Origin of the sequence: Brucella grignonensis, assembly GCF_002252505.1 — a bacterium.
GTDB classification, from domain to species: Bacteria; Pseudomonadota; Alphaproteobacteria; order Rhizobiales; family Rhizobiaceae; genus Brucella; species Brucella grignonensis.
Genome location: NZ_NNRL01000167.1, coordinates 76,732 through 98,777, shown reverse-complemented (window position 1 = coordinate 98,777; position 22,046 = coordinate 76,732). Strand labels below are relative to the sequence as shown.

Sequence of the window (22,046 nt, the reverse complement as noted above, 5' to 3'; positions counted from 1 at the left end):
AAATGGAAAGCCAAGTTCGGCGGCATGGACGTGTCCGAGGCCAAGCGGTTGAAGACGCTGGAAGACGAAAACACGAAGCTGAAACGGCTCCTGGCAGATGCGATGCTCGACAACGCCGCTTTGAAAGACCTTTTGGGAAAGAAGTGGTGACGCCCGCAGCAAGGCGGAAAGCTGTCGCTCATCTGATGGATCACCACCAGATGAGCGAACGGCGGGCGTGTAAAGCCATGGGCTTTTGCCGTATGACGATCCGTTACGAAACCAGGCGCAGCGATGCCCATGACCTTCGCGAGCGGATGAAGGAGCTGGCGCATGAACGTCGCCGCTTTGGATATAGACGTCTTCATGTGCTGCTCAGGCATGAGGGTCACCTTGTGAACCACAAGCGGCTCTTCCGGCTCTATCGGGAGGAGAAGCTGGCGGTACGCAAGCGTGGCGGGCGTAAGCGGGCGATAGGCACCCGAGCGCCGATGTTGATCCCGACGGCTGCCAATGATCGCTGGTCGCTGGACTTCGTGTCAGATCAGCTCACCGATGGCCGCAGGTTTCGGGTGCTTACGGTCGTCGATGATTGCACAAGAGAATGTCTGGCTCTCGTCGCCGATACGTCCCTTTCCGGCTTGCGGGTTGCCTGTGAGTTGGACCGGATCATCGAAAGACGTGGCAAGCCGAAGATGATCGTCAGTGACAACGGCAGTGAGTTCACCAGTAACGCAATCCTGCATTGGGCGGATCGGACCAAAGTGGAATGGCACTATATAGCGCCTGGCAAACCGATCCAGAACGCCTTCATCGAAAGCTTCAATGGACGGCTACGAGACGAGCTCCTGAATGAAACGCTCTTCTCGTCACTGACCCATGCACGATCAGCGCTTTTAAACTGGCGCAGCGATTACAACGATCATCGACCACACTCTGGACTCGGCTGGATGACGCCTGCCGAGTTCGCTCAGACAATCAACCCGCGACGTGATGCGGTGCTGCGCAGCCGGAACGGCTCCGCACCGCAACCCGCCGCTACCGCCCCGAATACAGCAACCCAAAACCGCTGGAGCGAACTCAAAACTGGATAAAACTTGGGGGCAACGTCACCATCAACGAGTCCACTGCTTGATCTGGTTGGCATGCACCCCAAACTGCGGGGATCCAGCGCAGTCGTCTGGTCATAATATCTCCTGTTCCCGGCATCTAAGCCGAACTCAGGTAGAAATTCCACTTATCCTAGCTATGCAGACTTCCCGAACCGCCTCTGTTATCCGTATACGGTGCCTCAGTTTACGAGTCTACGCCCTAGATTGATCACCCGAATGTCATTTTCATAGTGAATACTGCTACCTTTGTCTTGAATATAGCGTAAGCAGGCGCACCTCAACAATGAGGTGAAGTTACTTGCCTCACCATTAAAATGCAATACTTCGTTATGAAGACGAGAAAGAAACCTGCCAATTGTGTTGTTCTCTTCTCGCGCGATCTCATCTAAGATATTCCAGAACAATACTTCTAATCGTACAGAAGTCGAATGCCCATTCAAACGAACAGATCGTATTTGGCTCTCATAAAACTGTGGATCGATTTCTGCAAACATTTTACACATTTAGCATTCCCTCCCATTGAGTTTTTTGGATTAATTTTGCCGTAGAAGAATACCTCAACCAGTATGGTCTGATCTCAATTTTGGATATATTTTAATGCCTTCCGGCAAGCTATCCCACTCCTGTTTGCTCGAGGTGTAAACGCTTATCTCCGGCCAATACAGAGAAGGATCATCGAGGGTTGGGGCATAGATGCCCAACTTACTGTCCAAAATGAATATTTTAACTATAACATAATTCCCACAAATCGCACAGAAGCCACGATTTACGTCTCGTCCACTATCTCCAATTGAAGTATAAAATTGCAGTCCACCACAAATATGAATTTTATCTTCATCAATCACCAAAATCGCGGCATATGCCGATCCACTGGAACGCTGACAGTCCCTGCAATGGCATTTGAAACCCAAATCCCAAGGTCCATTAATTTTGTATCTTACGTTACCGCAAGCACAACCGCCTTCTATTGGAAAATTCTCTTCGATAAGGCTACAGCTAAAAGATGACTTACTGTTGGCTGACAAATTTTTAGCTCCCAATCAAATGGTTGCAAGTCTTTGGACCGCAATTCGACTATCTTTTGCGTCTTAACTTCAATTTCGATGTTCGTCGGATTTACAAGCAATCCCAGTCCTGCTGATTTAAGAATGGCTTCTTTAGCCACCCAAAGACTGACGAAATAACCTTCGTTATTTCTCTGATTATGAAGGATTGCCTGTTTAAGCTCATTGTCTGTACAAAAATAGCGGGCATTATCAAGAATTTCTCGTCTGTCTCCTTTTTCAACATCGACTCCAATCCGATAATCCCAAGATATCCCAACAACAACCCCACCTTTGGTGTGACTTAAACTTACATCTGGGTACTGACAGTTTCCAATGCCTCGCAGAACAGGCTTTGCCCCCAGCGAAGGTGTATGTAAGTAAAAGCTCTTCCATTCATAACCCGCAGCAATCAACGCGAGTTTTAGGATCGCATGCGCAGTTGTATATTCAATCCCATCGGCTTTATTAACGAATTTTCCAGCCCTTATCTTTTCTCCGTCAGTAAGGAATAAATTTGCGTCATTTTCGAATTCGACGTTGAAATGTTGTGTTGAGACAAAAATAGCAAAGTATGAGAGATCATCTCGATAATAAGAATGAGATTCCAATCCATAATAGGTTTGGATTTTATCACTCAAACTTACTAGTTGATCCCAAGCTATTTTCATGATCTCGGGGAATACGCAATAGCCGAAATTTCGACCAATGCTTCAGGATGGGCAAACCCCGAAACCTGCAATAAAGTCGTCGCTGGCATTGCTTTTCGAAATGCCTTGCCGTGCACGACACCAACGCCTTCCCATTTTTTGATATCAGCTACGAAAATCCGGGTCTCGACAACGTCATCAAGTCCAGCATTCATCTCCTTCAATGCATTTTCTATCCTTTGGAGTATGATTTCCGTTTGTCCTCCCGCATCACCGACATTAGGGATATCTCCTTCAGAGTTGCGTCCTAGTGTTCCAGACACAAATATGAAATCACCAACTTTAACGGCTCTGGAATAGCTTGCCAGTTCTGATGTTTTGGATTTCGCATCCAAACGTTCAACGCTTGACATATTACTTACTCCTGCTTGGCGATGACCTTTAAAATCGATTCCGCCATGAGTTCATGGGCGCGCGCGGTAGGAAATATCTCGCTCAAAAAGACAAACTGTTTGATGTCGAGATGCTCTTTATCAGGCATTGTGCTGAATGGATCTGTCGTATTAATAAATCCGAAGCTTTCACCCTCGTGGATGAGTTTTTTAAAGAATACGTCAAAACTCCAACGTATAAATTTAAATTTGAGTTTCTGCTCAAGCGACAAGAGCATTCGTCGATAACTGCGATTGAAGAATTCCGAAATCAACTGACCTCTAACGACGTCTTTCTTCTGGATGATCAAAGGCAAAAGCGATGCATCAATAAAATCGGGAGCCAAGATGTGTTGAGCACCGGCCTCAACCAAGCGTGTGAGCGCACGTTCCAGACCTTCAACGGCCTCCAAAATCAATGCAACCGATTTAACATTGTCTTGAGTCAATATTGCCTGAATAACATCATTCCCACCATTAAAGACAAAGAATAAAGCGTCGGAGTCTGCAACACCGTCAACGCTATCAAGGTAAGCGCTGACTTGCCCTGACAAATCTTCAGGACGGTCTCCAGAAGCCATAGCATCACGAACGGCGAAATTATTGCCTTTAACTGAACCAACAAGATGCATCGACGCATCTGCCTGATAACCGAGCTTTTGAGCTACAAGTTCACCCGCAACGGCACCATTTGTAGTTCTACCTTCAAAGAATGGTGCAGGCGAGGGTCCATGAATGGAATCATAGTTCCCTGTGTCAGAAAGAGCGCCTGAAAATTCTATAAACGCGCTATATTTTCTGTTTCGATGGTTATCAAGAAATTCAACGGACTGAATACTGGTCATTAGAAGATACACCTCCCGTAATTGATTTCGATATTAAATCTGAGATTTCCGAAACGTTTTCGTCGTTAAGCATCGTAATGTGATTACCCGGCACCACATGGACATTGATCGGCGGTCGAGCAAATTTTGCCCAACTGAAGGATTTGGTTTCATCCTCCACCATTGAGTAATCATAGTCTGAGTGGAATTCATTCGCTTTAAAAAGCGTGATTGCCAATAAATGCCCTTCTGCAGGAGAATACACAGCGAGATTGTTGTTCACGAAAACATCAAACAATGCATGTATCTGCTTCCGCCCGGCATCAATTGGAAGCAATCCGGCATTTTCAAAATGAATTGCGACATCATTCAGCAATTCGGTTTGCGTTTTTTCACTATCGTTAGTTTTGTGTTCGATATTGATATTAATTCCTTCAGAGAACGCCTTCACAAATTTTGTTACCCAAGCCGGATCGGAGCGATCATACAAATTCTTGTGCTGAGCCAATTCGGTTGTCGGTGCGGGTGCGTCTATAACGAAGAGCCTTTCAACTTGTTCTCCTGAGAGTACAAGTTGATTAGCGATCTCGTATGCAATCCAAGCACCGAAACAATGCCCAGCCAACAAATAAGGTCCTAGAGGTTGAATCGATTTTATATGATCAATGTATGCTTTGGCTGCATCAACAACGTTCGTCTTTGGTTCGGAACCGTCAAGTCCAAATGCTTGTAATCCGTAGAAACCTATTTCGTTCGATAAATGACTAGCCAAATGGTAATAATAGACCACATTTCCACCACCACCAGCGACACAAAAGATGTTCCTGTCGCCGGAACCCTCCTTGATGGCAACCAATGGAGAATTCGTGACGCTATTCGTACTCGCTCTGACGAGTTCAGCAATTTTTGTAATCGTCTGATTGTAAAGCACCGAAGATACTGGAATCTTGACTCCAAAGGCCGTTTCAATTGCTGCCACCATTGCTACGGCAACAAAAGAATGCCCTCCCAAATCAAAGAAATTATCTTCAATGCCGACACCTTCACATTTCAAGATTTTTTGCCAGATCCTGATGAGATTACGCTCAACATTATCGCGAGGCGGAACAAAAGAACTTGTCTCGAATTTTTTATCGAGCAAAGGCAAAGGCAATTTCGCATCATCGATCTTGCCATTTGCATTCAAGGGAAAACTATCGAGAAACACAAATAGAGAAGGAACCATGTAGTCAGGCAGTTTCTTGTATAGAAATCGCTGAAGTTCACGGCTAGTCAAATCCGCGTTTTTGCTGTCTCTTTTTACGACATATGCGACAATTGTAGAGGTTTCGCCACTTCCCAAGACCCTAACAATAACCGCATTCAACATGCTATGTTCAGACAGTGTATATTCTATCTCGCTAAGCTCAATTCTGAACCCTCGGATTTTAACCTGGCGGTCCATCCTGCCGCAATATTCAATGTCACCATTGCGGCGTCGAATAGCTAGATCCCCTGAACGATATAAACGCCCATTAGCCTCCCGTTTGAACGGATCAGTAATAAACCTCTGTTCGTTCAAATCCTTTCTATTATGATATCCAATACCGACACCGTCGCCCCCAACATAAATCTCACCCTGTACTCCATATGGAACAGGTTCCATTCTTTCATCCAAAATGTATATTCTCAAATCGGGGAATGGCTCACCGATCATGCTGGAATGACTTAACAAATCCTGCTTGAATATCCTTCGATACATTGCATGCACTGTGGTTTCGGTAATACCGTACATGTTTACAATCTTGGGATTTTCATCGCCTGCCAAATCAACCCATTGTTTGAGATTCTGCGGTTCCAACGCTTCGCCCGCAAAACTGATCAAACGCAATTTCCCGTTAGATGCCAGATCGCTAAGATTGTCTGCTTTCATTAACAATCTAAACGCAGACGGAGTCTGATTTAGTATGGTGGCCTTTTCGGCAATCAGTAACTCAGTCAATTCATTTGGAGATCGTATAATATCATGAGACACAACGATCAGAGTTCCACCATATAAGAATGCTCCCCATATTTCCCATACGGACACATCGAACGCGAATGAATGCAGCAAAGGCCATATGTCTTGTTCATTGAACCCATAATAGTCGTTTGTTGTGCGAAACAATCTTATTACGTTCTTGTGCGATATAACCACGCCCTTCGGCTGCCCCGTAGTCCCGGACGTGTAAATAACATATGCTTCGCTGTCGGGACTGACCGCTTCAATCTGTAAGACTTTTCCCTTTTGATTTGCTATCATATCCCAATCAGCATCGAGACAGAGAGTGCTAAGGTTTAATCCCTGAATACGATCACGTAAGTGACTTTGAGTGAGCAATAATTCAACGCCACTATCTTGAGCTATAAATTGCTGTCTGGCTGAAGGGCTATTAGGGTCAATTGGTATGTAGGCACAGCCTGCCTTCAATATACCTAGAATTCCGATGATCATGTCCAGAGATCGATCAACACAAAGCCCTATGCGCGACTGGTGCATTCCTTGAGCAACGATATAATCTGCAAGCTCGTTTGCACGAGCGTCAAGCTCTGCATAAGTCAGCTTTGAATCATCAAATTTTACAGCAATTCTGGTGGGATAACGATTAACTGCTTCGCTAAATGCTTGCGCTAAATTAATCACGACGGGAAACTTGCGACATAAATTTCCTGATACACTTAGCATCATGTCACGGTCGTCGTCATTTTGAATTTTTAAATCTTCAATATTGCAAGCTGGGTTTTTGGCAGCATGCGTTACCAGCGCAACGAACGAACTCGCCAGTTGTTCTGTATCTTCCGCGCTAAAAAGATGATCATCGGTTTTTACACGTCCGAAAAATTCGTCCACACCATCAATGAGCTCCAACGTGATATCCAATTGGCCTTCCTGTTGGGCGAAATCGAAATGGGAAACTTTTAGTCCGCCCCATTGGCCCCACCTACGTTCACCTTCTGGAACGGTTAAATCAAAGATTGAATTACTTTTTGGAGATTTTTGCAGTACAAAAGACGATTGAAGAATTGGCGAGCGGTTGGGTGTTCTTACGGGGCAAAATCTCTTCACCATCTCCCCGAAAGGAACATTGCCATGTTCTCTTGCTGAAAGTAACTGATCGAAAACTTCCTCCACCAACGTTCGAAAATTCATATTTCCGGTAAGAACGGAGCGAATAGGCAATTGATTGACAAAATGACCTACGACTTGTTGGTATGAACCTGCGCGGGTGAGTGACGAAGGAACGCCAACGATGATGTCGTTCTCGCGTCCATATCTGGATATCAACACCTGAAATGCTGCAAGCAGGAAAGCATATGGCGTAACGCCGATCTCTCTTGCTCTCGCTCTGATTTCACCGGTTAATTCTTTCCTCATGCGTAACGGCCGCGATAATCCAGTTAATTTTTGACTGTTCGGCCTGGGGTTGGCCAAGGTAAGATCAATAGGATTTGGTGCGGCTTCCAGTTTGCTTCGCCAGTATTCCCAACTGGGAGAGAGCGATCCGCTGTTGATCAAAGCCTGCTCACTGGCGACAAATTCGTCATAGGATGAATCTATTGTAACAACAGATTCACCTCCCCCACCAACTGTTTGGGAGTATTGATCTCCAAGTTCGTCAAGTAACAACCAAAGGGAGTCTCCATCACAAACTATGTGATGTGCTACCAAAAGAAAGATATGGTTTCCATTTTTCAAATCGAAAGCTACAAATCTTATTAGAGGGCCGCAACTCAAATCAAATGGCCTTTTATACTCTTTGATTACAATATCTCTGATTTCCCGATCACTGACGATCCCAACAGGGATTTGCTTGAAATCTAGGCGTTCACCAACCTCAATTCTCTTAAGCAGAGAACCGCTTGTACTCGAAAATACCGACTGCAATTCCGCGTGGCGCTTGACGATATCCCGACAACATTTTCGAATGATTTTATGATCGATTGGGCCTTCAATTTCGATTGCATAGCCAACATTATAAGCCGCACTCTCGGGAGCCATTTGATGGAGATACCAAAGCGACCTTTGCCCCTCGGAACATGGCATAGCATCTGATTTTCTGTGAGCACGAGATAGAAGAAACTCTTTAGCCTTTTGCCGCAAGGTATCTGGATCGAAGTCCCGCATCATGATCGTGCTCCAGTCTCAACAGATACCTTACCTTCCAAGATTAAAGCGACTTCAGCATCAGATAAGTTATCAAGATAAGCATCAATGTCTTCGATATTTATCAATTCATCTGTCTTGCTCGAAGATGAATTTCCCTCCGCCTCATCAGACTGTAAATGATCAACTGATGCGAATAACTTATCGACAAGTTCTCGAATCGAAACACCACGTAAGAGATCGAGTACGGACAACTTTAATCTTAAGTCCGCTTCAATTTTCGCCTGCATCTCTATAGCGAGAATAGAATCAAGTCCTATCGATATCAGAGATTTCCCGAGGTCAATTCGGTCTTTTTCAACATGTAAAACATTGCTTATTATCTGCACAAATCTATCTTGTAGGTGTTCTATATCTTTGAAAAAGCCTCTTTCTTCACTTGAAGAAGATTGATGGCCAGCGGTGAAGTCAATCAACTTAGTGATTTCTTCGTTTCTTTTTGAAGCCGCCCAACTTGGATAGAGGGGCGCAAATGAATGCCAGTTCATATTGGCAATTCCAATATTGCTCACCCCCAACTCTATCGCTGTATCTAAGCCTGAAAGCGCTTCTTGCGGATGCATTTTATCGAAGCCAGTTCCCGTAAGATAACCAAGCAGTTCTTTCTTTCGTGCAGCCATTCCGACCGCACCTATGACACCCCAATTAATAGCAGTACCGGCAAGACCTTGTGCAGAACGATAGATTGCAAGAGCATCCAGAAATGCATTTGCAGCGACATAACTTCCTTGCCCCGGCGTACCAACCAACGACGAGATAGACGAAAACATGATAAAATGATCCAGAGGAATATTAGCAGTGGCAAGATGGAGATTCCAAGCTCCTACTGCCTTTGGCATCATGACGTTTTCGATTTGTGACTTTTGCAAGGAATCAATCGGATTGTCGTCCAATACCCCAGCAGCATGAAATATTCCAGCAAGTCGGTGATCCCTACTCTGAATGGAACTCATCAGGCTTTTTACCTGGTCAAAATCCGACATATCGGCCGTCATAATTTCGACCTCAGCACCTGAAGCTTTCAAAATGGTCAGCTCATCAAGTACATCAGAAGTATTCTTGTGCGAGCGTCCAACAAGCACCAAATGTTTAGCCCCCTTACTCACCAGCCATTTTGCTGTTTCGAGACCAAAACCTCCTAACCCTCCGGTGATGAGATAGGTTTTGTCGCCATCGATCTTGAATGTGTTCTCACGCGTGTATTTTGATTTTGCTATTTGCGTCAATCTTCTCACGAAACGCCCTTCGCTTCTGTGCGCAATATCGTCGTCGGAGATACTGGAAATACACTCGGTGATGGCGCGCTCTATAGAAAGCTGGTCGATGGTCAAATCGACATTTCGGATCGGCAGGATCTGTTGTTCCGCAATTGCAACTCTTGAAATTGCTACTGTTGCCGCAGAAGATAGCTGTTGTTCGGACAACTCGTCCTTCGTTTGTTGAGCGTCTGATGTTAGAATATTAATTATAATTTTCTTCTTGCTATGATGCTTTAAGGAGTTCTGTAGAAACATCAACATTTCAGAACATTGCTCAATCCCGCAAATGTCTTTTTTATCTTCGCTGCCCCACATAAGAGAAACGGATTTAATTTCGGAATTAATATCGTTTGCGACCAAACTATTATAAGCATCGATAGCAGCAACCATATTTGTTTCGATTATGATAGAAAAGTTTTCTACTTTTGTATCAAAACTTTTTCTGATCGCTTCGAATGCAGCACCCCCACGTCCAATTAAGACATGTTTACCAGCTTCAGCTTGAGGTAGTCTCGCAGCCTCGACCCATTTTAGACCGAATAATTTATCATCGAGAGCATTGTTGGCTTGCGCGATTTTATCGGTAATTGCCTGAATAACCATTCCATGAAAGCTAGCGCAAATTTCGCCATTTTCATTCACCAGGATGATATCACCTTTCAGCGTTCTTCCGTCAGTCTCCGTTCTGGTCGCGTAGGCATATAATAAGCTCTCGGGTTTATTATAAAATAGGACACGATCAACACTAACTGGCAGATACAAGTCTCGGTTTGCGGGATTTTCTATTGTCTGCAGAATGGATTGAAAGGACGCATCAAGAACTGCGGGATGCAGAAAATAATCTTTGATATCGGATTGAATCTCAGGTGGAACTTCGACTTTCACCAACGATGAGCAAAGATTTTCGCCCAGCCATGCTTTCTTGACACCTTGAAAGGCTGATCCATAATTTAGTCCCCTCGACGACATGATTTTATAATGCTTCAAGCCGTCAATTTCGTGTATAATTTTTGACTTTAATTCGCTCAGATTAATTTGCTTGTGATTTTCACTTTGCACATCAAATCCAAGTTCCATGCTTGCATGCAATGTCCATTGTTCGGAAGCTTCGTCCCAACCGAAAATCTTGCAGCTAGACGTTTCTTTGTCATAGAAAACCTGGATTTTCGTCCCTTCATGTGTGTTCACAACCAGGGCTTTACCGAATTTAACGTTCAGGATTTCTTTTAAATTTCGTTCATCAAGACGGGAATGAATTGCCAACCCTATTTCGATATATCCAGCTCCCGGGAAAATAACTAGATCATCGACTTTATGCTCATTGATGTAGGTTTGTTTCACACCACCTAGATCATTTTGCCAACCTTTCACTGCGGTCGGCATCTCAAAACCAACTAATGGATGAGTCAATGGCTCTAGGCGATCAGATGCGGCGGTCTGCGCTTCTTCCCAGTATTCTTCTCGTTGCCAAGGGTAATGTGGCAGATCAATCTTGTTTCCCTCACTAAGGCAGGAAGCTCGCCAATCGATTGTTGTGCCATTTACATAGAGTTGAGAAAACGCTCTTCTTAGAGTTTCAAGCTCTGGCTTATCCCTGTGCAGTGACGAAACAACCGATACAGTCTTTCCCAACGATGCAGCGCATTCCTGAATAGCATTTGATAAAACTGGATGGGGTCCAATTTCGATGAATGATTCAAATCCTGCATTCATCAAATCCGACAATGCAGCAGCCAACCGAACTGGTTGTCTGACATTCTCATAGAAATAATCTCCATCAAAATTGATTTCGTTTACTTTCATGCCAGTAACTGTCGACCATGTCGGCATCTGGGGTAGTTTGGGACCTAGATGGTGCAGCATTGAGAGAAGATCAGATTTAATCTCGTCCATTACCGGACTGTGGTAAGGGACTTCGACTTTTAGAAAGCGATTAAAAATCCCTTCTTTCTCAGCTTGCCCCGCAATTGCCTGCAAAGCATCTACGTTACCGGCCAGTACGATAGATTTATCGCTGTTGATGGCGGCAATAGAGACAACGTCGCTGTATCCGTTTATCATTGACGTAGCTTGCTCTTCTGTTGCGCCCAGAGCCAGCATGCCACCTTTTCCTGCTAGTCTTTGTTGCAGTTGACTGCGATGAAATGAGACTTGAACAGCTTCATTGAGTGATAAGGCACCGCATAAATAAGCGACGGCGACTTCACCTACACTGTGACCAACAATGGCAGCAGGTTTCACCCCCCAGGATTTGTATAACTCTACCAGAGCAACTTGCAGAACAAAATTTGCTGGCTGGGCAACCTCAGTTCGTGCCATCCTGGATTCGGTTTCGCCAGCCAACATTTCATGGCGAATTGACCAACCAGCGAAAGTTTCGAACACTTCGTCAATGGTAGTGACAGTGGATCGAAAGACTGGTTCGGATTGATACAGCTCTCTTCCCATGGCCCACCACTGAGGCCCCATGCCCGTCAAAACAAAAACCGGCTTTTTGGGTTTAAAAGCAGTCTTCCCGGCAATAATATCTTGATCATTGCCCGCGGCATATGCTTTTAATTGTTGTTCTAAATCTGAAGCATTATTGCCAAAAACCGCCAACCTATATTCAAGATGGGAACGTCGACACGACGCTGTATGGCAGACATCATTGACATTGGCCTCGGTTAATATATCAGAATATCTTTCGGCGAGCTGCCGCAAAGCTTTTTCATTCCGTGCAGATAAGGGAAGGTATTTAAAGGAAGGCGAGGCAGAATGATCTTGTGGGTGTGCTTTGCTTTCAACCCAGTCTTGCAGCAACGCGTGCGCGTTTGAACCACCGTACCCAAAAGAATTTACAGCGTAGTATCTCTCTCCCTTAGGCTCACGCATTTCGATATTATCTATCGGAAGCCTTAGCCCCATCTTTTCGAATGGAATATTGGGGTTGGGGTTCTTTAAGTTTGCGAGCTTAGGTACTATTCCGTGTTTCAACGCCAACGAAGCCTTAATTATTCCAGCAATCCCAGCTGCCGCTTCAAGGTGTCCGATATTTGATTTTACAGAACCAATATATGCAGGATTTTCTGAGGCCCTATAGACCCCTATAGCGTTGCCTAATGCATTTGCTTCGATAGGATCTCCAACTTTAGTTCCTGTACCATGCGCCTCGATATAACCAATTTTAATCGGATCAACATGAGATAGCCCGTACACTTTACGGATCAGGGAAGTTTGCGCTTCACCGCTTGGAACTGTAATGCCGTCGGTATGACCGTCTTGATTGACTGATGTGCCCCGCACGACTGATATAATGTTGTCATTATCACGGATTGCATCGTTTAACCGTTTTAACACGACTATCCCTGCACCTTCTCCGCGACCGTATCCATCTCCACGCTCATCAAAGCTTTTGCACCGTCCGTCTTTTGCCAGAAATCCCCCCTTGGACAGTGCAATGTGGTTTTCTGGACGTATCATTATGTTAACACCAGCGGCCAACGCAGTATCGCATTCAAATGACCGTAGTGACTGACATGCAAGATGGAAAGCGGTCAAGGATGATGAACACGCGGTATCGACTGTCATGCTCGGGCCTTGTAAATCCAGAAAATGAGATATCCTGTTCGATAATATACCTAGCGTTGAACCAATTTCGCTATGCGCACCTATCATATCGCGATTGAGTGGATTAAGTTGGGTGAGTAAATTGTCAGCCATAAAACCACCGACAAACACTCCCGTTGAGGTTCCCACGATATCGGACAAACTTATGCCAGCGTCTTCTAGCGCTTCCCATGTAATTTCCAAAAGAATGCGTTGCTGAGGATCAAGCCTGGACGCTTCTCTCGGCGAAATGCCGAAAAACTCCGCATCAAATTCATTTATATTCTGATCTATAAATCCACCAGCATTTACATACATCTTACTTGGGATTCGAACATCTGGATCGAAAAATTTGCTCGATGACCATCGATCTTGTGGAACCGGGACAATTCCGTCACGTCCTTCAGTTAAAAGGTCCCAAAACGAACTACTGTCATCAACTCCACCAGGAAATCTGCATCCAATGCCACATATGGCAAGTGGTTGACTATAAAAGCTATCCATCACAGCTCCCTCTCCATATTCCCTATTTCCTGCTGGAGAGAAGCAATATACCCCAAGTAATACCACTGTAGGTAGCATCACTGTACCTCATTATAAATATCAATGATCCGCACACTAATAGCTTGATATTTCGTGCAGTTTGGAACTATTGTGCGAAGAGTTTTATCACAAAACGTAGCTGACTTAGTTACTCTAATATTCATTAACTGCATCTTATAATGGTGGTTTTCGGGGCCATTCGAAGTTTCAGATAATCCTATTGGCCGCTATCTTCGGATACAATCTCAATCGCTCGTAATTGTTCGAAGCGATGATAGGAGAACAAGATGAGAAACAACCTTATTGTTGATGTACATTGCCACAGTGAACAACTTCTATATCCCAATACGACACCAGAAGATGTTGGCGATCTGATGAGAAAATCAGGTCTGGCTATAACCGTTCAGAATATTGTTCCTGATGGTTGTTTACTGCATTTTGAGAACGGAAAAGTGGTTATGGAGGAACCCAAAAATGAGCACCAGATCGTGGATTATACCGATAAAGCTTTTGAGAATTTAAAATGGACAATAAACGAATCTGATCTTCAGTTTATAAAGTCATCCAGTGATATTTTACAAATATCAATTGTAGGGAAAAGAGGGATAATCGTCGGAATTGAAGGCGCGGATCATCTTCAGAAGGATCTACGCCAATTAGCTTTCGACTATCAGTATCGCCATCTTCGACAACTAGGGTTAGTACACTATTACCCGAGTGAATTAGCTGACAATCAAACTGAACCAGAGAAATATGGAGGTTTAAGCACGTTTGGATTATCTGCAGTCAAGCTTTGCAATAACTTAGGTATTATCATTGATTTGGCACACTTATCCGAGAAGTCAATGAATGACGTTCTCAAGGAAACAAGCGCACCCGTAGTCTGTTCGCACACATCAATACGGGAAGCGGGAGACGACGATGCGAGAAAGCTACCTTCGGAAATAGCTTTGAAAATTGCAAATCAAGGCGGATTGATTGGTATATGGCCTAACTCGATATTATTTCCCTCAATTATGGATTATGCGATAGGACTTAAAAAAGCGGCGGACTTAGTCGGCGTAAATAACATAGCTATTGGAACCGATAGGTGCGGACTGCAGTCCAATTTGTTCAGTGACTACACAGCATTTAGTGAACTACAGAATACCTTGATGCATTGTGGTTTTACGGAAAAGGAAACAGACGGTATTCTTGGGTTGAATTATTTTCGTGTATTCAGTGAAGTTGAGAATCTTAAACTTCAATAAAGGCACTTCGCTTTATCCTTCAATAAAGCATTCTATAAAATATGAAGAACCGCAACCTAATGTCACGGCCCTTCATAAAAGAATACGAAGGATTAAATTTCCTTTTTTGACACCATTTTCACTCTGACAACAGTTCACAGCGCTCACAGCATAAGTGTATCTCTACAGTTAAGGCTTGCTACCTGCCGACCGAATTTTACAACGGGACCCCATGAATTCATCTGCAAACGATAGATGAAAACCAGAACGATCAGACCTTTTAAAGCGGAACCAAATATTCCTTCCGCTTTAAAACGGGATGGGTGGTAAAATTTGAGCCCATCCCAGAACGCAATGAACTGCATGCGCTTTAATGTGACAATGCTAGGCTTCAAGATATACGTTTCGATAAAAAAGCGCTTAGAAATGCTGTGAGATTTTTTCCAAGTGCATCGGAAAGATATCCACCTTCCTGGACGATGACGGTCGGCAATCTTATATCACCGCAGGCTGCCCCAATCCGGGAGAACCCATCATTGGTGACTGTCAGGCCACCGAAGGGGTCTTCAGATGATGCATCAAGTCCCAATGCTATCACCAATGCATCGGGCTGAAATGCATGAATGCGGGCGATAGCCACTTTTAACGCATTCAGAAAAACATCGTCGCCAGATCCGAGACTTAGGGGAATATTCAGATTGTAGCCAAGCCCCTCTCCTTCTCCGCGTTCACAAGAATGCCCCCAGAAAAACGGATAAAATGAAGTTGGGTCAACATGGATCGATAATGTGAGAACGTCCTTACGACTATAAAACACGCCTTGTGTTCCATTTCCGTGATGCAAATCTACATCAAGTATGGCAACGCGCTCACAAGTCTGGCGTAACTGTTGGGCAGCAATAGCTGAATTGTTTAGGAAGCAAAAGCCCCCCGCCATATCATTGAATGCGTGATGGCCGGGCGGGCGGCAGAGAGCGTAAGCAGAGTCACTACCGTTCTGGATATGACGAGCAGCTTCCACCGCGGTTTGTGCACTCCAATAAGCAGAACTCCAAGTGTCAGCCGATATGGGGCATGACGTATCTGCCATGTGATAGCCTGCGCGCCCCAGCCATGAAAGAGGATAAGAAATATCACGCCTCGCAGGATGAATATTGGGGATCACCTCGTCTGCAGCGCCAGGAAATTTACACCATTCATTGTGAATATTTTGCATGAAATGGAGATATTCAGGCGTATGGACAGCCGAAATTGGTGACATTCCATAGTCAGCCGGCTCCATTGACGTTAGACCGGTTGATTTTGCACCCGACAACAATCTATCGATGCGCTCTGGTACCTCAGGATTTTGCTTACGCGTGCCAGCAGACAAGAAGTGGCGCGGGTCATGAGTGCGCTGTGCTTCAGAGAAGATAAAATTCATCGATCGAGCCTTGTAGAAGAGTCAATTGCATGCGAGATGACGTCGGCGTTTGATACCGTCACGTTGAAATCGCTTTCTATGTTTCAGATTTTGGAATCAACGCGCAATCACGGCCGCGAATAACCGCGTTTAATACGCACCCCTTTTTGAAGGGCGTACGATCAATCGTGTTCAATGCCTCATAGGTTTTACCACCCGAATCGAGAAAATAGCGCGCAATTTGTCCTTGATAATCGACATCGGTCACACGAGCGGACAATTGCAAAATGTCGTCTTCAAGCGTTGCTGGAACATCGCTTTCTTTAAGGTAAAGACGTTCAGCACGGATCACGACCAATGCCTCATCCCCTTCACAAAGGGTCCCACATCGCGCAACCTCTATTGGCAACGTTCCAATACCATCAATACTAGCAATAAAGTGCGATCCACGTTTTTCCACTATTCGGGCAGGCACGAGATTCGAGTTGCCTAGAAAATTGGCCACAAACGCGGTTCTGGGTTGATTGTATACCTCTTCAGGCACCCCCACCTGCTCCACATGCCCCCTCCGCATCACCACAATCCGATCAGACATCGCAAGTGCTTCCGCCTGATCATGTGTCACGAACACTGTTGTGATACCCAACTCTGATTGGATTCGTTTGAGTTCAACGCGCATATTTTCGCGAAGGTTAGCGTCAAGCGCAGAAAGAGGTTCATCGAGCAACAACACATCCGGCTCGATAACAATCGCGCGTGCAAGTGCGATACGTTGCTGCTGTCCGCCAGATAGTTGAGCCGGAAACCGTTCTGCAACATCCGGTAGCTGCACCAGTTCAAGCGCGTCACGGACCTTCCGCACAATCTCGGCTTTGGCGATGTTGCGATATCTAAGACCAAAAGCAACATTATCGAAAATTGTTTTATGCGGAAACAATGCATAATTCTGAAAGACAATACCGAGATTACGCCGATGGATCGGTGTCGTGGTAACGTCCTTACCCTTAATTTTGATGGCACCAGAGCTTGGCGAAAGCAGCCCCGCGATCATACGCAATGTCGTTGTCTTGCCGCAGCCTGAGGGGCCAAGCAAGGTCACGAAGCTTCCTTCTTCTATCTCTAGGCTGATCTCGTGTACGGCAGTCACATCACCGAAGCGTTTTACGAGTTTATTTAGTTCGACAGCAACTTGAGGTGTATTCAACACGATACTCGCTTGATCCTGGTTCTATGGGAAAACATCAGCGGTGACGGGACCAACGGCCCCGCCCGTTGCATTCAGTTAATAGCCAGCCTCTACACGACTGTAGGCTTTTGACCATTTGGCTTCATTTCTGTTCCAATAGTCAGGATTAAAGAAATTGAGCGACGTCAGCTTTCCTTCCGGATCGAATGCTGGCAGCGTCGGCACCACTTTTCCAAGGTCAACCTTTTGCGGATCAAGCGCCGGCGGATAGCTTTGACCTTCGGCAACCGCGATTGCGACCTCCGGTTCCAGCATGAAGTTCAACAATTCCTCGCACGCCTCCATCGGGCTTCCTTTCAATACGAAAAGGCATTCCTGCCAGCCAAGTCCACCCTCGGGATCAAGGTAGCCCAGATCATGGCCCTGATCCTGCAAAGCACGAATACGTCCGGACCAGCCCTCCGTTGCGTAAATTTCGTTGGCAGCCAGAAGGCTCATCAGTTCGGCGCCCGAACTCCAATATTTAAGGACGTTGTCGCGGCTCGTACGAACGCTCTCCCACATCACATCTTCGTCTTTGATGTCATTTGGATCCTGCCCTGTTTGCAAAGCGGCATACCAAATCCGGGTTTTCCATTCACTCCAGCCACCGAGCTTACCTTTATAGGCCGTATCGATAAGAAGCTTTGCGCCCTTTTCCTTGGCTTCTTCATCGGAAATATATTTCCGGTTGTAAGCAATGCTGGTGGTCCCATAATTGTAAGGAACAGCGGAGAGTTTACCGCCCGTAATCGGGCGCAGTGCATCCTGCAATCGAACAATAACATTCGCGAGATTTGGAATGTTTGCCTCGTTTATTTCCGAAGCCAGTCCCTGCTGATTGTAACGGGCATAATCGAAAACACCCGACAGGTGTGCAATATTGAACTCGCCCGGACGTCCGGCCTTCACCCGAGCTAGATATTCATCTGCACCGCCAAATGTTCCATCAACAACCTGAATTCCGGTTTTTTCAGTATAGGGAGCAAATGCATGTTTGCGGAAGGCATCGGAAACCACACCGCCCCAGCCATCAAAGCGAACTTCATCGGGCTTGGCAGCCAATGCGTAGCCGGCAAATGGTTTACCCATGACACCAAACGCTGCGGCAGATGCACCGATCAAACCCAAAAACGTACGGCGCTTTATGTCTCCATGACGATAGCGATCCAACAAACGTTCGTACCGTTTTGTATCATCCATTGATATTCCCCTTTTTTGCTTTTTGATTAACAATTTTATTTCGATCAGAGTATTGCCGATAGTCCAACTTACATTCATATTTTTATTTATAAACAAAGGCTTGCATTTATTCTTCCAACTCAATCAAAGCCGGAAACACCACTAACTTCGTCGCATGACCAGCCAGCGTGCAAAGGCGAGGGCGACCACTGGCAGAGTTACAGTCACCACGATCATCACAGTTCCCAGTGCATTTATTTCTGGTGAAATCGAGTTGCGAAGCATTGCGAAAATCTGTGTGGGCACAGTCTCAATTCCGCCCGGCTTCCAGAACAAAGTGCCAGTCACATCATCGAATGAGATGGTGAAAGCAAATAGAAGCCCGGCAAATACAGCAGGCATAAGCAATGGAAGTGTGATGACGAAGAAGGTTTGAATCGGTCCGGCGCCAAGGCTCATTGCAGCTTCTTCATAGTCGCGCTTTATGCTTGCGAGCCGTGCCTGAACCACAAGAAGGACGAAAGGCAGCGTAAACACAACGTGACCCAAGAGAAGCAGCGGAAAGCTCTTTGGCAAATCCAGCCAACGCAGAAACAGCAGCAATGCGACCGCGAGAACCACTTCCGGCACTAAAATCGGAGCAATCAGCAGCGTTGTAATGCCCTCTTTGCCCCTGAAGCGGTATCGAACGAGGCTAAGGGCGGCAAGCACGCCAAGGGTGGTCGATATGATTGCGGTCAATGATGCCAGCAGCAGCGAAACCCGAAAAGCGCGCATGATCGCGTCATTTTCCCATAAACGGATAAACCAGCGCAGGCTTAACCCCTCCATCGGAAACGTGCCAAACTGGTTAGCGTTGAATGCCAGCAGCACGACAACGACGATCGGCAGGAACATGAAAAGATAGACAGCGATTGTATAGAGCCGGAGCCAGAATGATGTGGTCATTGCAGCCTCACTGAAAACTTTTTGCGAGCTGGCCTATGCCAATCAAGCGATTATAAATGATCACAACAACGCTCAGAACAATGAGCAGGATGATGGAAAGTGCAGAGCCCAACGGCCAATTGAGCTGCGTAATAACAGCATCAAAAACCAGATTGGCGAACATGGCATCGCGCGGACCGCCGAGGATTGCGGGAGTGATATAGGTTCCAGCGCTAAGGACGAAACAAAGTAATCCGCCTGCGGCCAAACCCGGCAGGGATAACGGCAAAGTTACTTCACGAAACGCCTGAAAGCTCGTTGAACCAAGCGAACGCGCTGCATCGACCAGATTACGATCAATGGCTTCTACGCTCACATAAACATTGAGTATCATGAATGGCAGCAGGTAGTGAACGAGCCCGAGAATGACGGTGGCCTCATTATAGAGCAGTTGCACAGGCTTGTTGATCAGTCCCATCCAGAGTAAGACGGAGTTAATTGCGCCCGCGGCACCAAGAATATTGATCCAGGACATGGTCCGAATTATGTAGCTAATCCAAAAGGGAAGTATAAGCAACAACAGCAACAGTGGCTTATAACGGCTCTTCGACGTCGCGATGTAATATGCCGGTGCATACCCCAATATAGAGCAAGCAACCGTCGTCAGAAATGCGATGCGCAGTGTCTTAAAGAGAATGTCTCTATAAAATGGGTCCGTTAAAACTTCGGTCCAGTTATCGAGATAAAAGCCAACGGAATCCGTTCCGGTACTTGTGCTTAACCAGAATGAATAAACGATGATGAACCCGACAGGTATGACGAGCAATAAAGCAACCGTCGTTAAAGCCGGTGTCAATAAGAGCCATGGGCGCATCCAGGAAACGTGGTCCCGCATATTTCAGATTTCCCCCACAGGTGGTTGTGGTTAATTTTGCTTGCATAGTGATATGAAAGCGGGTCATTTTCAAAATAGATAATAGAAATGTTACCCATAGATTTAGAGAATGCCATGGTTGCTGCTGAACCATCCTCATCAAACCGCATTAAAAAACTTCCTTGGGAACTCGACTGGAATTTACTGCGCACTTTCATCGTCATCGTTGAAGAGAGGGGCATTACTGCAGCAGCAAATCGCTTGAGGCTGAAACAACCCACTGTATCCAACGCTTTGAAAAGACTGGAAGACAGACTACAAAAGCGATTGATTGATCGTGCGATGGGCCGATTTGAAATTACGGCTGCGGGACTTCTTCTTTATAAGGAAGCGGTTGGAATTTTCGGAAGTGTTTCGCGATTAGATGTGCTCATCCGTGACATGAAAGAAGAGATAACCGGGCATGTCACAATCGCCTTGGCAAGCTATGTTGTTTCTCCGATTCTTGATGAAGTGCTCAAAAACTTCCATCATGAAAACCCCGAAGTGACTTTTAGTATTGAAGTCATGACCAGCAGCGTGGTGACAACGAGCGTTTTGCAAAAGCAAGCAAGTATCGGAATTTGTCTGGTTCACAAGCAGCATGATAAGCTCAAATATGTGAGGCTTTTCCGTGAGTATTTCGGCTTCTTTTGTGGCCCATCTCACCGCCTATACGGACTTTCCGATCTGAAGTTACAAGATCTGCGTGGAGAAACATCTGTATCATTCAAAACTGATATTCTTACAGATGCTTTGCGCCCTGTGGCTATTCTGCGTGAGGAAGCACAACTCAACTCTCGGATTATTGGAATGTCCGCAAATGCTGAAGAAGTTCGACGTATGATCGTTGCAGGCTTGGGGATAGGAGCCCTGCCTCTTCACGTTGCACAGCCCGATGTTGATGGAAAGCTTCTCTGGCGACTACCACCATATGAAAGCCCTCCTGCTATCGACATTTATGTGGTTCATAATCCCAGCACTGTTCTTAATCGCGCAGAAGAGAAATTTCTTTCCGCGCTGCATCAACGGATTAGTGAAGTTCCGCTTTGTCAGAGAGACTATACTTAAAATGCCGAACCAATTCGTTGTCTGTCCAGTCATCAGAGCGTCTCCGCTTTTATGGGTCACAACAGCAGGTCGTAAAGTAATTTGCGCACTCGCTTGTTTCAAACAACGTTATGATTTCGGGGTCCCGTTGCAAAAATTCGTACAGTACGGAGCGCGGTTCATCCACAATATCCTGGCTGTCCTAACGGCTACCTAGGCCGATCATTGGAACCATTTGGGCGGACCTTTCGTTTGTTCTGTTTCTCTGGCCTTCGTGCTGATGTCTGCAGAGGATGGATTGGGTTCATTTCGACTCAAAAGAAAGACAATGAGAAATTTTGAGAACACTTGTGCCCGAATAGTAGAGCAGCTTGTCTATCGCGGTATCCACGATGCGCGCATGCTGTAAGCGATGGGTAAGGTGGCTCGCAAGAAATTCGTCGATGAAGGCTTATCGAGTCTGCCTATGAAGACACTCCTCCACCAATCAAAAATGGCCAGACGAT

The 22,046-nt window shown here is 45.7% G+C and carries 15 protein-coding genes; 3 read left to right on the top strand and 12 right to left on the bottom strand.

Annotated features, from left to right (window positions below):
* Window positions 1–1,073, top strand: a protein-coding gene (locus CEV33_RS21515; protein WP_094542416.1) for an IS3 family transposase whose coding sequence is annotated in 2 segments (ribosomal slippage) — window positions 1–133 and window positions 133–1,073 — 1,074 coding nt annotated over the 2 segments. Because the reading frame shifts where the segments join, the coding sequence is not laid out codon by codon here. This gene is flagged as partial in the annotation.
* Between the two features lie 197 nt (window positions 1,074–1,270).
* Here CEV33_RS21515 and CEV33_RS21510 read toward each other — a convergent pair.
* From CEV33_RS21510 to CEV33_RS21480, 7 genes are all read right to left on the bottom strand, one after another.
* The gene (locus tag CEV33_RS21510; protein WP_235818493.1) at window positions 1,271–1,585 is read right to left on the bottom strand and encodes a ribbon-helix-helix domain-containing protein; all 315 of its coding nucleotides are present in this window, start codon (window positions 1,583–1,585) and stop codon (window positions 1,271–1,273) included.
* A gap of 63 nt (window positions 1,586–1,648) precedes the next feature.
* Entirely contained in the window at window positions 1,649–2,002 is a 354-nt protein-coding gene (locus CEV33_RS24830) for a GFA family protein (protein WP_407923798.1), read from the bottom strand.
* A 53-nt stretch (window positions 2,003–2,055) separates the two neighbouring features.
* Entirely contained in the window at window positions 2,056–2,805 is a 750-nt protein-coding gene (locus CEV33_RS21500; protein ID WP_094542406.1) for a 4'-phosphopantetheinyl transferase family protein, read from the bottom strand.
* Window positions 2,802–3,197, bottom strand: coding sequence for a Rid family hydrolase (locus CEV33_RS21495; RefSeq protein ID WP_094542405.1), 396 nt, complete (start codon window positions 3,195–3,197; stop codon window positions 2,802–2,804). Before CEV33_RS21495 ends, CEV33_RS21500 begins: the two co-directional genes overlap by 4 nt.
* A gap of 5 nt (window positions 3,198–3,202) precedes the next feature.
* On the bottom strand, window positions 3,203–4,060 hold the full coding sequence (locus tag CEV33_RS21490) for an SGNH/GDSL hydrolase family protein (protein ID WP_094542404.1): 858 nt from the start codon (window positions 4,058–4,060) through the stop codon (window positions 3,203–3,205).
* Window positions 4,038–8,186 (bottom strand): non-ribosomal peptide synthetase, encoded by a 4,149-nt coding sequence (locus tag CEV33_RS21485; protein ID WP_094542403.1) that lies wholly within the window; start codon window positions 8,184–8,186, stop codon window positions 4,038–4,040. Before CEV33_RS21485 ends, CEV33_RS21490 begins: the two co-directional genes overlap by 23 nt.
* The gene (locus CEV33_RS21480) at window positions 8,183–13,573 is read right to left on the bottom strand and encodes a type I polyketide synthase (RefSeq protein WP_167388209.1); all 5,391 of its coding nucleotides are present in this window, start codon (window positions 13,571–13,573) and stop codon (window positions 8,183–8,185) included. Before CEV33_RS21480 ends, CEV33_RS21485 begins: the two co-directional genes overlap by 4 nt.
* Window positions 13,574–13,899: 326 nt before the next feature.
* Here CEV33_RS21480 and CEV33_RS21475 point away from each other — a divergent pair, with 326 nt between their 5' ends.
* Window positions 13,900–14,862, top strand: a complete 963-nt coding sequence (locus tag CEV33_RS21475; protein WP_094542401.1) for a dipeptidase — start codon at window positions 13,900–13,902, stop codon at window positions 14,860–14,862.
* 370 nt (window positions 14,863–15,232) lie between these two features.
* Here the strand turns inward: CEV33_RS21475 and CEV33_RS21465 are convergent, their stop codons facing one another.
* From CEV33_RS21465 to CEV33_RS21445, 5 genes are all read right to left on the bottom strand, one after another.
* Window positions 15,233–16,264, bottom strand: coding sequence for a histone deacetylase family protein (locus tag CEV33_RS21465; protein WP_094542399.1), 1,032 nt, complete (start codon window positions 16,262–16,264; stop codon window positions 15,233–15,235).
* 76 nt (window positions 16,265–16,340) lie between these two features.
* Window positions 16,341–17,450: an ABC transporter ATP-binding protein gene (locus CEV33_RS21460; RefSeq protein WP_235818491.1), complete on the bottom strand. Its 1,110-nt coding sequence runs from the start codon at window positions 17,448–17,450 to the stop codon at window positions 16,341–16,343.
* A 75-nt stretch (window positions 17,451–17,525) separates the two neighbouring features.
* Entirely contained in the window at window positions 17,526–18,794 is a 1,269-nt protein-coding gene (locus CEV33_RS21455; protein WP_235818490.1) for an extracellular solute-binding protein, read from the bottom strand.
* A gap of 18 nt (window positions 18,795–18,812) precedes the next feature.
* A complete protein-coding gene (locus tag CEV33_RS21450) occupies window positions 18,813–19,598 on the bottom strand; it encodes an ABC transporter permease (protein WP_094542397.1) in 786 nt (261 codons plus the stop codon).
* A gap of 7 nt (window positions 19,599–19,605) precedes the next feature.
* Window positions 19,606–20,451, bottom strand: a complete 846-nt coding sequence (locus CEV33_RS21445) for an ABC transporter permease (protein WP_208620241.1) — start codon at window positions 20,449–20,451, stop codon at window positions 19,606–19,608.
* Window positions 20,452–20,586: 135 nt separating this feature from the next.
* Between CEV33_RS21445 and CEV33_RS21440 the strand changes: the two genes are divergently transcribed.
* Window positions 20,587–21,561, top strand: coding sequence for a LysR family transcriptional regulator (locus tag CEV33_RS21440; protein WP_094542395.1), 975 nt, complete (start codon window positions 20,587–20,589; stop codon window positions 21,559–21,561).
* Window positions 21,562–22,046: the final 485 nt, after the last annotated feature.